This window comes from Actinotalea soli (assembly GCF_017565425.1).
GTDB lineage: Bacteria > Actinomycetota > Actinomycetes > Actinomycetales > Cellulomonadaceae > Actinotalea > Actinotalea soli.
Genome location: NZ_JAGEMK010000001.1, coordinates 424,306 through 437,905, shown reverse-complemented (window position 1 = coordinate 437,905; position 13,600 = coordinate 424,306). Strand labels below are relative to the sequence as shown.

Annotated in this window: 12 protein-coding genes; 6 read left to right on the top strand and 6 right to left on the bottom strand. The window is 72.3% G+C overall.

The window, feature by feature from the left end:
• Positions 1-35: 35 nt before the first annotated feature.
• Positions 36-1,241, bottom strand: coding sequence for a lytic transglycosylase (locus J4G33_RS02030; protein ID WP_208054209.1), 1,206 nt, complete (start codon positions 1,239-1,241; stop codon positions 36-38).
• A gap of 148 nt (positions 1,242-1,389) precedes the next feature.
• Between J4G33_RS02030 and J4G33_RS02025 the strand changes: the two genes are divergently transcribed.
• Entirely contained in the window at positions 1,390-1,785 is a 396-nt protein-coding gene (locus tag J4G33_RS02025; RefSeq protein WP_307793673.1) for an Rv2175c family DNA-binding protein, read from the top strand.
• Here the strand turns inward: J4G33_RS02025 and J4G33_RS02020 are convergent.
• Together J4G33_RS02020 and J4G33_RS02015 are read right to left on the bottom strand one after the other, a co-directional pair.
• On the bottom strand, positions 1,782-2,927 hold the full coding sequence (locus tag J4G33_RS02020; protein ID WP_208054208.1) for a polyprenyl synthetase family protein: 1,146 nt from the start codon (positions 2,925-2,927) through the stop codon (positions 1,782-1,784). The two genes, J4G33_RS02025 and J4G33_RS02020, sit on opposite strands and share 4 nt — an antisense overlap.
• Before the next feature lie 43 nt (positions 2,928-2,970).
• Positions 2,971-3,558 carry a hypothetical protein gene (locus J4G33_RS02015; RefSeq protein WP_208054207.1) on the bottom strand — a complete coding sequence of 196 codons (588 nt, stop codon included), beginning with the start codon at positions 3,556-3,558 and terminating at the stop codon, positions 2,971-2,973.
• Positions 3,559-3,698: 140 nt separating this feature from the next.
• On the opposite strand from J4G33_RS02015, the gene J4G33_RS02010 reads away from it, so the two are divergent.
• The 3 genes from J4G33_RS02010 to J4G33_RS02000 all read left to right on the top strand — a co-directional run bounded on the left by J4G33_RS02010 (position 3,699) and on the right by J4G33_RS02000 (position 6,891).
• A complete protein-coding gene (locus J4G33_RS02010) occupies positions 3,699-4,820 on the top strand; it encodes a DUF4192 domain-containing protein (RefSeq protein ID WP_208054206.1) in 1,122 nt (373 codons plus the stop codon).
• A 67-nt stretch (positions 4,821-4,887) separates the two neighbouring features.
• Positions 4,888-5,286: a universal stress protein gene (locus J4G33_RS02005; RefSeq protein ID WP_208054205.1), complete on the top strand. Its 399-nt coding sequence runs from the start codon at positions 4,888-4,890 to the stop codon at positions 5,284-5,286.
• Positions 5,287-5,466: 180 nt separating this feature from the next.
• Complete coding sequence (locus tag J4G33_RS02000) at positions 5,467-6,891, top strand: RNA polymerase sigma factor (protein WP_243758362.1); 1,425 nt, start codon at positions 5,467-5,469, stop codon at positions 6,889-6,891.
• Positions 6,892-6,907: 16 nt separating this feature from the next.
• Here the strand turns inward: J4G33_RS02000 and J4G33_RS01995 are convergent, their stop codons facing one another.
• Positions 6,908-7,396, bottom strand: coding sequence for a DUF456 domain-containing protein (locus J4G33_RS01995; protein ID WP_208054204.1), 489 nt, complete (start codon positions 7,394-7,396; stop codon positions 6,908-6,910).
• 92 nt (positions 7,397-7,488) lie between these two features.
• The gene (locus J4G33_RS01990) at positions 7,489-7,707 is read right to left on the bottom strand and encodes a DUF7455 domain-containing protein (protein ID WP_208054203.1); all 219 of its coding nucleotides are present in this window, start codon (positions 7,705-7,707) and stop codon (positions 7,489-7,491) included.
• Positions 7,708-7,838: 131 nt separating this feature from the next.
• Here J4G33_RS01990 and J4G33_RS01985 point away from each other — a divergent pair, with 131 nt between their 5' ends.
• Together J4G33_RS01985 and J4G33_RS01980 are read left to right on the top strand one after the other, a co-directional pair.
• A complete protein-coding gene (locus tag J4G33_RS01985; RefSeq protein WP_208054202.1) occupies positions 7,839-9,965 on the top strand; it encodes a DNA gyrase/topoisomerase IV subunit B in 2,127 nt (708 codons plus the stop codon).
• A gap of 64 nt (positions 9,966-10,029) precedes the next feature.
• Positions 10,030-11,061 carry a GNAT family N-acetyltransferase gene (locus tag J4G33_RS01980; protein ID WP_307793670.1) on the top strand — a complete coding sequence of 344 codons (1,032 nt, stop codon included), beginning with the start codon at positions 10,030-10,032 and terminating at the stop codon, positions 11,059-11,061.
• A 15-nt stretch (positions 11,062-11,076) separates the two neighbouring features.
• Here J4G33_RS01980 and J4G33_RS01975 read toward each other — a convergent pair whose 3' ends face one another.
• A complete protein-coding gene (locus tag J4G33_RS01975; RefSeq protein ID WP_208054201.1) occupies positions 11,077-13,521 on the bottom strand; it encodes a DNA gyrase/topoisomerase IV subunit A in 2,445 nt (814 codons plus the stop codon).
• Between the last annotated feature and the right edge of the window lie 79 nt (positions 13,522-13,600).

Sequence of the window (13,600 nt, the reverse complement as noted above, 5' to 3'; positions counted from 1 at the left end):
TGGCGCAGTCTACGGTCGGGGGGGCGCAGAACCCATCAGGCGAACCGCGACATGAGCGTCTGGACGTTGGCGACGTACCGACGGGTGTCCGGGTACATGCCGTGCTTCCGCACACCGGCCTGGCCCTGGTAGTAGCTCGCGATCGCGGTGCCCAGGTCAGGGCTGGTGCTCACCAGCTGACGCAGGATCGCGACGCCGGCGACGACGTTGTCCTGCGGGTCCAGCAGGTTGAGCTCCCGCCCGACCAGGTCGGAGGCCCAGTCACCCGAGGACGGGATCACCTGCATCGCGCCGATCGCGTTCGCGGGGGAGACCGAGGTGTGGTTGAAACCGGACTCCTGGAAGGAGATGGCCTGGGCGAGGGCGGGGTCGACGCCCATGTCCCGCGCGGTGCGGGCGACGAGGGCCTGCATCTCGGTCGTCGACGGCACGCCGACGCTGAGCAGCGTGGCCTTGTTCTCGTTGGCCGATGCCACGGTCGCGGCCGGGTAGGTGCGCCCGAGGAAGGTGTTTCCGACGAGGGTGGTCGACGGTGCCGTGCTCGCCGCCGAGGAGGTCGGGGCCGCGGCGGTGGTGCTCGCAGCGCCCGGGCCGGGGACGGTGAGGTCCTGGCCGATGCGGATCAGGGCGGTGCTGTCCAGGCCGTTGGCCGCGACGATCGCCGCGGTCGTCGTGCCGTAGCGGGTGGCCAGGCCGGAGACCGTCTCGCCCCGGGCGACGGTGTGCTGGGTGGAGCTCGTGGTGCTCGTCGTCGCTGGTGCCGTGGACGTGCTCGCAGCACCGGGGGCGGGGATGGTGAGGTCCTGGCCGATGCGGATCAGGGCGGTGCTGTCCAGGCCGTTGGCCGCGACGATCGCCTCGGTGGTCGTGCCGAACCGGGTGGCGAGTGCCGAGACCGTGTCCCCGCGCACCACGGTGTGGGAGGTGGCGCTGGGTGCCGCCGGGGCGGCGGGGGTCGCGGAGCTCGTGGGCGTAGGGATCGTGAGCGTCTGACCGGCCCGCACGAACGCGCGCTGGTCCAGGCCGTTCGCGGCGACGATCTGCGAGACCGAGGCGGAGGTCCGGAGCGCGATGTGGCTCACGGTCTCGCCCTCCTTGACCGTGTAGTCCTCGGCATGGGCCGCGGTCCCGGTGCCCGCCACGGACGCGACGGCCAGGGCGAGGCCCATCCCGGTCCCGCCTGCGGTGCGGCGTCGGCGGATCGAGGTCAGGTCTGCGCACGGCGCGGCAGCGTGGGTCATGGTCCATCCCGGGGTGTTTCGTGGGGCTGAAGGTGCTCGAGGTACTGGTGTGACTGGTGTGACAGAAGTGAACGTAGCCCACTCCGGCCCCCGGGGGAAGGTCGAGGGCTGGGCCGTGCGGGTGATCCGCAGGCTCTAGGCTGGCGAGGTGACTGATCTCGATGCCCTCGTCGACCACTGGCTTCCGCTCCCTGACGTCGCCGAACGACTCGGCCTCGACGTCGGCAAGGTCCGACGTCAGATGCAGGAAGGGCGGTTCATCGCCGTCCGCCACGGTGAACGGCGGATCCTCAGCGTTCCCGAGCGGTTCCTCGTGGAGCGCGCCGACGGCGGCTGGGAGATCGTCCCCTCGCTGCAGGGCACGCTCGTGCTCCTCGGCGACGCCGGGCTGGGGGACGAGGAAGCGATCCGGTGGCTGTTCACCCCGGACCCGTCTCTCGAGGGTCTCGGCAACGGCCCGGTGCCGGTGCGGACGCCGATCGAGGCGCTGGCCGCCGGGCACAAGACGGAGATCCGGCGCCGGGCCCAGGCCGAGGCCTTCTAGGTCTGTCGGTCGACCGCGGCTCGGCCCAGCTCGACGAGCATCGACCGACCCGGTTCCTCGAGGGCAGCGCCCTCGAGCGTGGCGAGCGCCGGGTCGGCGAGCTCGGCGATGAGCTGCTCGACCTGCCGGTCGGCGCCGGTACGCACGATCACCGCGCGAAGCTCGTCGATGCCGTCCGTGGTCAGGTCGGGGGCGCCCAGGCGCCCGAGGACGAGGCGGCGCGCGTCAAGGTCTGCCTCGCGCAGGGCGCGGGAGACCAGCACGGTCCGCTTGCCCTCGCGCAGGTCGTCTCCTGCGGGCTTGCCGGTCACCCCGGGGTCCCCGAAGACGCCCAGCAGGTCGTCGCGCAGCTGGAAGGCCTCTCCGAGCGGCAGGCCGATCCCTCGGCACCGGCGGACGGCGCCGTCGTCGGCCCCGGCAAGGGTCGCTCCGAGCGCCATCGGGTGCTCGACGCTGTACCGGGCGCTCTTGGCCCGGATCACCTGGCGCGCGCGCTCCTCGTCGGCCACCGGGTCCTCGCCCCACGGTGTCGCCTGGACGAGCACGTCGAGGTACTGGCCCACGGTGACCTCGGTGCGCATCCGGTCGAAGACCCCGCGCACCCGCAGGCGTGCCGCCTCCGGGAGCCCGGCGACGGCGAGGGCGAGCTCTCGCTCGCTCGCGATGAGGCTCAGGTCGCCGAGCAGGATCGCTGCTGACTCGCCGAAGCGTCGGGCCGAGCCTGCCCACCCCGCCCCCTGGTGCACCTCGGCGAAGTGGCGGTGCGCCGAGGGCTTGCCCCGCCGGGTGTCGGAGTCGTCCATCACGTCGTCGTGGAACAGGGCTGCTGCCTGGAAGAGCTCGAGCGCCGCACCCACCCGGAGCACGGTGGCCCGGGACGCAGCCACGCGACCGGCAGCTCCTGGAGCCGTGCCGAGGTCGGTCCCACCGTGAGCTCGCCAGGACCAGTAGCAGAAGGCCGCGCGCAGCCTCTTGCCGCCGCTCAGCATGCGCTCGACCGCCTCGACGAGGGGCGTGACAGCCGGCCCGAGGTGCTCGAGCTCGAGCCTCAGGTCGGCGACGTGCCCGGCGAGGATCTCGTCGACGTCCTGACGGACCCGGTCGACGTCGACGAGCGAGGAGGGGGAGGAGGCCACCGCCATACCCTACGGCCGCCCCAGGTCGGGGCGCGGGCGCCCCCCGGGCTCAGCTGGTCGTGCGGATCCGCCCGCCGATCGTCACGGTCCGTCCGCCGTCGACCTCGAGCACCCCGATCGAGACGATCTCGTCCCCGCCCGAGCGGGTGAAGACCGACTCGGCCGCCAGGTCCGACTGGGTGCCCGGCTGCTCGGTCTCGGTGAAGCCGGCCTCGAGCAGCGCGGTGCGGTACAGCCGCACGAGGTCCTGCGCCGTGGCCTGGGTGCGGAGGTTCAGGGACACCTCCTGCACGTCGGCGTCGCCGACGGGGACGGCCGAGGTCACGAGGACGATCGCGTCGCTCGGCACCGGAAGGAGGTCGGTCGGGAAGCCCTCGACGAGGTCGCCGACCTCGGCATGACCGTCGGGTCCGGGAAGGGACCAGGTCTCGGACTCGGTGGCAGTCGGCTCGGGGGTGGGTCCGGCGGAGGCCTCGGCCGTCGCGGAGGTGGTGACCAGGGTCTCCCCGGCGGCATCGCCGCTGTCCTCGCCGCCGCTCGTGCAGCCGGTGAGCCCCGTCAGCACGGCTCCTGCGGCCAGCACGGAGACCAGGCGCGCTGTGCGCCTCGGTCGGGTTCGTGCCGCCACCGTGGCCATGCCCCCACGGTAGTCCCGGAAGGGCCCTGGCACCGAGAGCGCCACCCGGGTGAAATCCACAGCGTCACCCGGCGACGGGCGGTCCACAGGGCACCAGGCCCTGGCGCCTCGGCCGAGGGCTGTGGGTGTCGGATCGGGTCATGCAGACGACGATCCGAGTAGGGGAGCCGCGAGAGCTCCTGGCCTTCATCCCGTTCCAGCTGGGCTTCGAGCCGCACGAGAGCGCCGTGGTCGTGAGCCTCCGGTCCTCGGGGCGCGTCGGCCTGGTCGCCCGGGTCGACCTGGAGGACCTGACCGACCCCGAGGACGGCCCCCAGCTGGCTCGCTCGCTGGTGACGTACCTGGTCGAGGACGGAGCCCGCAGCGCCGTCCTGGTGCTCTACTCCTCGCGCGAGCTCCGCGCTGCGCAGGGGGCCGGCCTCGCCCGGGCCGCACGAGCCCACCTCGGCCGTGCGGCGGAGCCCTTCCTCACGGGGGTGGCGTGCTGGGCGGTCGGGCCAGAGGGGTACTACGACCCCACCTGCGAGGACCTGACCTGCTGCCCGCCGGGCGGCAGGCCACGGACCGAGCTCGAGTCCACCGCGGTGAGCGCCCAGATGGTCCTCGAGGGGAGCCAGGTGCTGCCCTCGAGGACCGACCTGGGGCGCATACCCCGGGCGACGGATGCCCGGCGCCGCTCGGCACGGAGGGCCGCTGCCCGCTGGGCCGCGCGGCTCGCCGGGGCTCCGGACAGCGCGACCGCGCAGCGCTGGCGCGAGCAGGGCCTGGCCCTGTGGCGTCAGGAGGTCGGTCGAGCGGCAGTCGACGGGTCCACCCAGGCGGCGGCCACCGTCCTCGGCCGGCTGCTGGCCGCCCTCGACGACGTGCTCGTGCGGGACGGGGTGCTGCTGGGACTCGTCCCGGGTGCCGAGCGCGTCGCCGATCGGGTCGTGGCCGGTGGAGGTGGCGACGAGGTCGGGCAGGCCCTGAGGGTGATCATCGACCCCGAGGTCGGGGTAGCGCCCGAGCAGGACCGGACGAGCGCGGCCCGCACGGTTCTCGAGGCCGTGGTCGCGCACGCCCCCCGGCGGTCCCAGGCCCCGGCGTCGACCCTGCTCGCGGTCCTGGCGTGGTGGAACGGGGACGGCGCGCGTGCCTCGGTGCTGTGCGAGCGCGCGCTCGAGGCCGACGAGCACCACCGGCTGGCACTGCTCGTCCACGAGGCCCTGGTCCAGGGAATGCCGCCGGGCTGGCTCCGCGCCGCCCAGCGCGAGGCCGGTTGACCGATCGCGGAAGGTGACGATCAGGTAGCGTCGACGAAACGTTCCCGTTGCGTCACCTGGAGGATCGATGAGTGTCGTCGTCGGCTATGTCGCGACTGCCGAGGGCGACGCCGCCCTGACTGCCGCGGTCGAGGAGGTCCGTCGGCGCGGAGGTCGTCTGGTGGTGGTCCTGAGTGAGCGGAGCAGCCGGTTCGGCTCCGAGCCCGGGGCGCTCGAGGAGCAGGTCGAGGAGGTTCGACGTCGGCTCGACGAGGCCGACGTCCCCTACGACGTACGGCAGACCGTGCGCGGGCGAGACGTCGCCGACGACATCATCTCGGCCGCCGAGTCGAGCGGGGGAGAGCTCATCGTCATGGGACTGCGTCGGCGCAGCCCGGTCGGCAAGCTGATCCTCGGCTCGAACGCGCAGCGGATCCTCCTCGACGCACCGTGCCCCGTCCTGGCGGTCAAGCCGGTCAGGACCTGACCGGGCACCTGCTCGCTCCGCCAGGTCGTGCCCCGGGGCGCCCCCGGACGTTACAATGATGGTCTACCCCCGGACCTTCTCTCCGAGCCTGGCGTTGCCGAAAGGTTCTCTGTGTCATCCCTGTCTTCACGTCCTGCCCTGCCCCGTGAGTTCGAGCACCCTGCTCTGCAGGAGCTCGTCATGCGTGGCCGCACCCACGGCTCGGTCGATGCCGAGTCCCTCCGGAACGCCTGCGAGAGCGCGGAGGTCGCCCCCAAGCGCCTGCGCTCCGTGGTCCGCGGTCTGAGCGACGCCGGCATCACCGTCCAGGAGCCTCAGGCCCGGACGGCGGTCGCCGCGGCCACCACCCGACGGTCGAGCACTGCCACCGCCAAGGCTCCTGCCGACGCTGAGGAGAGCACCACGAAGACCACGACCAAGACCTCGGCCACCAAGACCTCGGCCACCAAGAGCGCTGCGACCTCGACGACGAAGGCCGCCGCCAAGGCCAAGCCCGCGGCGAAGGCGAAGCCCGCCGCCAAGGCCAAGGCCCCTGCCCCGGCACCCGAGCCCGACGGCATCCCTGAGGCCGAGCCTCAGGAGGGCGAGACCGTCGCGGTGGTGACGCCTGCCACCGAGGAGACCGAGGAGACCGGTTTCACGGTCTCGGACGCCGACGACGACGACGCTCCGGCCCAGCAGGTCGTGACGGCCGGCGCGACGGCTGACCCGGTCAAGGACTACCTCAAGCAGATCGGCAAGGTCGCCCTGCTCAACGCCGAGCAGGAGGTCGAGCTCGCCAAGCGGATCGAGGCCGGCCTCTTCGCCGAGGAGAAGCTCGCGAGCGGTCCCAAGCTCGAGCCGAAGCTCCGCCGCGAGCTCGAGTGGATCGCCTCGGACGGGCGCCGCGCGAAGAACCACCTGCTCGAGGCCAATCTGCGCCTCGTGGTCTCGCTGGCGAAGCGGTACACCGGCCGCGGGATGCTGTTCCTCGACCTGATCCAGGAGGGGAACCTCGGGCTCATCCGTGCGGTCGAGAAGTTCGACTACACCAAGGGCTACAAGTTCTCGACCTACGCCACGTGGTGGATCCGCCAGGCCATCACCCGCGCCATGGCCGACCAGGCCCGCACCATCCGGATCCCGGTCCACATGGTCGAGGTCATCAACAAGCTCGCCCGCGTCCAGCGGCAGATGCTCCAGGACCTGGGCCGCGAGCCCACGCCGGAGGAGCTCGCCAAGGAGCTCGACATGACCCCCGAGAAGGTCGTCGAGGTCCAGAAGTACGGCCGTGAGCCCATCTCGCTGCACACCCCCCTGGGCGAGGACGGCGACAGCGAGTTCGGCGACCTCATCGAGGACTCCGAGGCGGTCGTCCCGGCCGACGCGGTCAGCTTCACCCTGCTCCAGGAGCAGCTCCACCAGGTTCTCGACACCCTCTCCGAGCGCGAGGCCGGTGTGGTCTCGATGCGCTTCGGTCTCACCGACGGTCAGCCCAAGACCCTCGACGAGATCGGCAAGGTCTACGGCGTGACGCGTGAGCGCATCCGGCAGATCGAGTCCAAGACGATGTCGAAGCTGCGCCACCCCAGCCGTTCCCAGGTGCTGCGCGACTACCTCGACTGATCTCGCGGGGTCGGGGTCAGCCCCCGACCCCGATGAGCACGGCCACCAGCCACGTACCAGCGGCGACCAGCGCGAGGGTGAGCTCGACGAGCATCCCCCACGCGGTGGCCTTGAGGGCTGCCACAGCCGTCCGGCGGGCGGTGTCGAGATCGCGTAGCCGGAGGTACTCGGCCGCGAAGAGACCGCCGGCGAAGAACAGGAACAGCCCGAGCACCGGGATCACGAAGAACCCGATGATCCCGGCGATCCCGGCGACGACGATCGAGCGTCGCGGCACGCCTGCCTGATGCACACGGCGGCCGGTCAGCACGTACGTGGTCGACCAGCCGAGGGCCAGCAGGACGAGGACCACCCCCAGCACGACCCACCCGCCGGTCGTGCCGACCGAGATCGCCCAGACGAGGACCGCGACGGCGATGGTGGGCGACCCCGGGAGCACGGGAAGCACGATGCCGACCAGGCCGACGAGGACCGCCACGCCGACCAGCACGGTGGTGAGATCCATGGGGCACTCCTCGGGTCAGCGGTCGGGTTCACGCACGACGAAGGGCCCGGTCCGAGGTGCGTGGACCGGGCCCTTCGTGTGTCGGTCGTGGATCAGCGGGTGGCAGCGCCTGCGCCGTGCTCCTCGAGGAGCCGGTCGGTCTCGTCCTGGACGTGCACCGCGAGATCGGTGAAGGCGGATTCGTGGGCGCGGGCGTGGTGCGCGCAGAAGAGCAGCTCGCCGGTCGCCAGCACCACACGGACGTAGGCCTGGGCGCCGCAGCTGTCGCAGCGGTCGGCCGCAGTCAGCGGGGAGGTCGTCGTCGTAGTCACGCGACCATGAAACCACCTCGTCCGCGGTACGGCACGGTCCAGGGCGGGTGGTTCGCTCACCGCGTAGTCGCCCGCGGGCCCGCGGCATGGCAACCCGGGCGGTGCGTCACGAGCGTCTAGGCTCGGTCCTCGTGACCAGCACGCTGTCCGAGTCGAGCTACAACGCCCGCCACCTGTCCGTCCTCGAGGGCCTCGAGGCGGTCCGCAAGCGACCCGGCATGTACATCGGGACCACGGACTCCCGGGGGCTGATGCACTGCCTCTGGGAGATCATCGACAACTCGGTGGACGAGGCCCTCGGCGGCCACTGCGACCGGATCGACATCGTGCTGCACGCCGACTCCTCGGTCGAGGTCCACGACAACGGTCGCGGCATCCCCGTCGACGTCGAGCCCAAGACCGGGCTCACCGGCGTCGAGGTCGTGTTCACCAAGCTCCACGCCGGCGGCAAGTTCGGTGGTGGCTCCTACACGGCCTCAGGGGGGCTGCACGGGGTCGGCGCGAGCGTGGTCAACGCACTGTCCTCGCGGCTCGACGTCGAGGTGGACCGCAACGCCCGCACCCACCGCATGACCTTCCACCGCGGCGAGCCTGGCACCTTCGACGACGCCGCCGGCCGCGGACCGGAGTCCCCGTTCACGCCCTTCCTCGAGGCCTCCGAGCTGACCACCGTCGGCAAGGTGCCCAAGGCGCGTACCGGCACACGGGTGCGGTACTGGGCTGACCGTCAGGTCTTCCCCAAGACCGCCGTCTTCTCCTACGACGAGCTCGTCTCGCGCGTGCGGCAGACGACGTTCCTGGTGCCGGGCCTCACGGTGACCGTGCGCGACGAGCGCGGGCTGCCGGGCACGCCCGGGGCCGACGGCCCGCACGAGGAGACCTTCGTCCATCACGGCGGGACGGTCGACTTCGTGGACTTCCTCGCCCCCGACACCGCGATCACCGAGACGTGGCGGCTGACGGGCAGCGGCTCGTTCACCGAGACCGTCCCCGTCCTGGACGGGCGAGGCCACCTCACCTCCCAGGAGGTGACCCGGGACTGCGAGGTCGACGTCGCGCTGCGCTGGGGGACCGGGTACGAGACCGAGCTGCGCAGCTTCGTCAACATCATCTCGACGCCCAAGGGCGGGACCCACCTCGCGGGCCTCGAGCAGGCCCTGGTCAAGACCCTGCGCAAGCAGATCGAGCTCAACGCGCGCCGGCTGAAGGTCTCGACCAAGGACTCCTCGGAGCGCGTGGAGAAGGACGACATCATGGCGGGGCTCACGGCCGTGCTGACGGTGCGCCTGTCCGAGCCGCAGTTCGAGGGCCAGACCAAGGAGGTCCTCGGCACGGGGCCGGTGCGCGGGATCGTCGCGAAGGTCGTCGAGGGTGAGCTGTCGGCCCTGCTGACCTCCCCCAAGCGCGACCTCAAGGGTCAGTCCGCGCTGGTCCTGGAGAAGATCGTCGCGGAGATGCGCGCCCGGCTCTCGGCCCGCAAGCAGAAGGAGATCTCGCGACGCAAGAACGCCCTCGAGAGCTCGGCCCTGCCCTCCAAGCTCGCGGACTGCCGCAGCGACGACGTCGAACGCAGCGAGCTCTTCATCGTCGAGGGGGACAGCGCCCTGGGCACCGCCAAGCTCGCCCGGAGCTCGGACTTCCAGGCCCTCCTGCCGATCCGCGGCAAGATCCTCAACGTCCAGAAGGCCTCGATCTCGGACATGCTGCGCAACGCCGAGTGCGCGGCCATCATCCAGGTGCTCGGTGCCGGGTCGGGGCGCAGCTTCGACCTCGAGGCGGCCCGGTACGGCAAGGTCGTCCTGATGACCGATGCCGACGTCGACGGCGCGCACATCCGGACCCTGCTGCTGACGCTGTTCTTCCGTTACATGCGTCCGCTGGTCGACGCCGGGCGCGTGTTCGCCGCGGTCCCTCCGCTGCACCGCGTCGAGGTGATCGGTGCCGGCTCGCGCAAGAACGAGTACATCTACACCTACTCCGAGGCCGAGCTCGCCGCCACGATCAAGAAGCTGCAGAAGTCCGGTCGCCGCTACAAGGAGGACATCCAGCGGTACAAGGGCCTGGGGGAGATGGACGCCGACCAGCTCGCCGAGACCACCATGGACCCGCGGCACCGGACCCTGCGTCGGGTCACGGCCCAGCACGCTGCCGCTGCCGAGTCGGTCTTCGAGCTGCTCATGGGGTCTGAGGTCGCGCCGCGACGCGACTTCATCGTCGCGGGCGCAGCGCAGCTCGACCGGGCCCGCATCGACGCGTGAGCGGCACGGTCTGCCGGTGGGGGCGCGGTCCCGACGGGGGCGCCCGATCGCCTAGGTTGGTCCCGTGAGCTCGCGTGAACCCCTCGCCGTGCGTGCGGACCCGCCCGCGGTGCTCGAGCAGCCGCCCATGCACCTCGAGCTGCGCTGGCGACCCCTGACCCCGGCGGACGCCTCGGCGCTCTTCACCCTCGTGCGGACCGTCGAGACCGTCGAGGGAGCTCCACGTCGTCACTCGGAGGCCAAGGTCTCCGAGCTCCTCGTCGGCGACTGGAAGGACCTCGAGCGCGACAGCCTGGGGGGATTCGACGACAGCGGGACGCTGCGCGCCTACGCCCTGGTCGAGGTGCGGCCGGGGGACCTGCGCACGGTGCGGGCCTTCCTGCGGGGCGGGGTGGACCCGGTCTGGCGCGGTCGGGGGATCGGGCGGGCGGTGCTCGCGTGGATGGAGGGCCGGGGGCGGCAGAAGCTCGCCCAGAGCGGGAAGGACCTGCCCGGGCGCCTCGCCGTCTACGTCGACGAGGCAGCGCGCGACCAGCGCCGCCTGTACGCCGCTGCCGGCTTCAGCCCGGTCCGCTGGTACACGGCGATGCGCCGGGACCTCCGGGCCCCCCTGCCGAGGGTCGATCTCCCGCCGGAGCTGCAGATCGTCGGCTGGACCCACGCCCTGGACGACGGCGTGCGTGAGGCCCACAACGACGCGTTCATCGACCACTGGGGCTCCGAGCCCCACACGCCGGAGACCTGGCACCGTCCCGAACCGCACGCTGCACCCGCGTGGAGCTTCGTCGCCCTCGACGTGTCGGGCGACGAGCCCCAGGTCGCGGGATACCTCATCTCGGGGCGGTACGAGCACGACTGGCCGCTCCTGGGCTACTCCTACGGCGAGACCGAGCTCCTCGGCGTCCGGGCCCCCTGGCGCGGCCGCGGGCTCGCCCCGGCCCTGCTGGCGCGCGCGATGCACGCCTACCGCGAGGACGGCATCCAGTACGCGTGCCTCACGGTCGACACCGACAACCCCAGCGGGGCCCACGAGCTGTACCGGCGGCTCGGGTTCGAGGCCACCCACGGCGAGGTCCTCTACAGCGTCGAGCTCTGACCCGGACGGGCCCCCTCACCCGACGGCGTGCACCGGTGCGGTGAGCGGGACACCTGAGCCGTCGCGCCGAGGGTCCGTCTCGGGCAGCTCGACGGCCTGACCGGCGGACCCGGTGCCCCGGGCGGGGGCTGCGCCGACCCACGCCAGGAGCAGGGTGTCCTCGCCCCGCAGGAAGCGCTGCACGCGCACCCCACCGGTGGCGCGACCCTTGGCCGGGTACGCCTCGAAGGGGGTGACCTTGGCCGAGCCGGCCTGCGTCCCGGGGAGGGCGTCGGCCGTCCCGGCGACGGTGACCACCACGGCCTCCTCGGCGCCTGCGCGCACCGAGCCGAAGTGCACCACGCGCTGCCCGGCACCCAGCTTGATCCCGGCCATCCCGCCGGCGGCACGTCCCTGCGGGCGCACCACCCCGGCGCCGAACCTCAGCAGCTGGGCGTCGGTCGTGACGAAGACGAGCTCGTCGGCGTCGGTGACGCTGACCGCGCCGACCACCTCGTCGCCGTCCTTGAGGCCGATGACCTCCCAGGCCGGGCGGTTGGGCGCGGCCTCGGAGGTGACCCGCTTGACGACCCCGCCTGCGGTCCCGAGGGCGAGGGTGGGGGCATCAGCGCCGAGGGGCACCAGAGCGAGGGCCCGCTCGCCGGGCTCCAGGTCCAGGACCTCACCGACGGGGACCCCCCCTGAGAGCGACGGCGGCCCGTCGGTGGGGGGCAGGCCCGGCAGGTCGAGCACGGACAGCCGGAGCGCGCGGCCCCGCGAGGTCACGACGCCGATCTCGCCCCGGGTGCTCGCGAGGACCTCGCTGGTCAGGACGTCGTGCGAGGAGCGACGGTCCGAGCGGACGACAGGGCTCTCGTCGGCCGTGCGGGCCAGGAGCCCGGTGGCCGAGAGCAGCGCGCGGCACGGGGCGTCGACGATCTCGAGCGGGGTGGTGCTGCGGGTCGGGACCGGGCCGGTGCCGCCCGCGGACTCGAGCAGGATCGTGCGACGTGGGGTCCCGAAGGTCGCGGCCACCTCGGACATCTCTGCGCTCACCACGCTGCGCAACCGGGCGTCGTCGGCGAGGATCTCCTCGAGCTCGGCGATCTCGGCGCGCAGCTGCTCGGCCTCCTTCTCGAGCTCGATCCGCGAGAACTTGGTGAGCCGTCGCAGGCGCAGCTCGAGGATGTACTCGGCCTGGGCCTCGGAGAGGTCGAAGACGTCCATCAGCCGGCCGCGCGCGGCCTCGGCAGTGTCCGAGGTGCGGATGACCTGGATGACCTCGTCGATGTCGAGGATCGCGACGAGCAGGCCCTCGACGAGGTGCAGCCGCTCGAGCCGGCGGGCCAGGCGATAGGTGGAGCGACGACGGACGACGTCGAGACGGTGGTCGACCCAGACCACGAGCATCTCGCGCAGGCCCAGGGTCCGGGGCTGGCCGTCGACCAGGGCCACGTTGTTGATGCCGAAGGAGTCCTCCATCGGCGTGTAGCGGTAGAGCTGCTCGAGCACGGCGTCGGGGTTGAAGCCGGTCTTGACCTCGATCACCAGTCGCAGCCCGTGGGCACGGTCGGTCAGGTCGACCACGTTGGTGATCCCGGAGAGCTTCTTGGCCTGGACGCCCTCCTTGATCTTCTCGATCACCTTCTCGGGGCCCACCAGGTACGGCAGCTCGGTGACGACGATGCCCTTGCGGCGTGGCGTGACGTTCTCGATCTTGACGGTCGCCCGGGTGCGGAAGCTGCCGCGCCCGGCCCGGTAGGCGTCCCGGACGCCGTCGAGCCCGACGATCTTGCCGCCGGTGGGCAGGTCGGGGCCCGGCACGAACCGCATGAGGTCCTCGAGGGAGGCCTGGGGGTGGGCGACCAGGTGCCGCGCGGCGCCGATCACCTCGACCAGGTTGTGCGGGGCCATGTTCGTCGCCATGCCGACGGCGATGCCTGAGCCGCCGTTGACGAGCAGCCCGGGGATGGCGGCGGGGAGCACCTCGGGCTGGGTCAGCTTGTTGTCGTAGTTGGGGACGAAGTCGACCTCGTCCTCGTCGAGGCCTCGCACCATGGCCATCGCGGCGGGGGCGAGCCTCGCCTCGGTGTACCGCGGGGCCGCGGGGCCGTCGTCGAGGGACCCGAAGTTGCCGTGACCGTCCACCATGGGCAGGCGCAGCGAGAAGGGCTGGGCCATGCGGACGAGGGCGTCGTAGATCGCCGTGTCACCGTGCGGGTGGAGCTTGCCCATCACCTCGCCGACCACCCGCGCGGACTTCACGTGGGCACGGTCCGGACGCAGGCCCATGTCAGCCATCTGGAACAGGATCCGACGCTGGACGGGCTTGAGGCCGTCGCGTGCGTCGGGCAGGGCGCGCGCGTAGATCACCGAGTAGGCGTACTCGAGGAACGAGCCCTCCATCTCGGCGGCGACGTCGATGTCGACGATCGTCTCGGTGAACGGGGCGTCGGACGGTCCGGTGGTCTGGCGGGCCATCGGTGGGGGTGCTCCTCGGCGGTGGTGGGACGCGGGCGTCCCATTGTCCCCTGCCGCGCGGGTCGGGCCGACGACGACG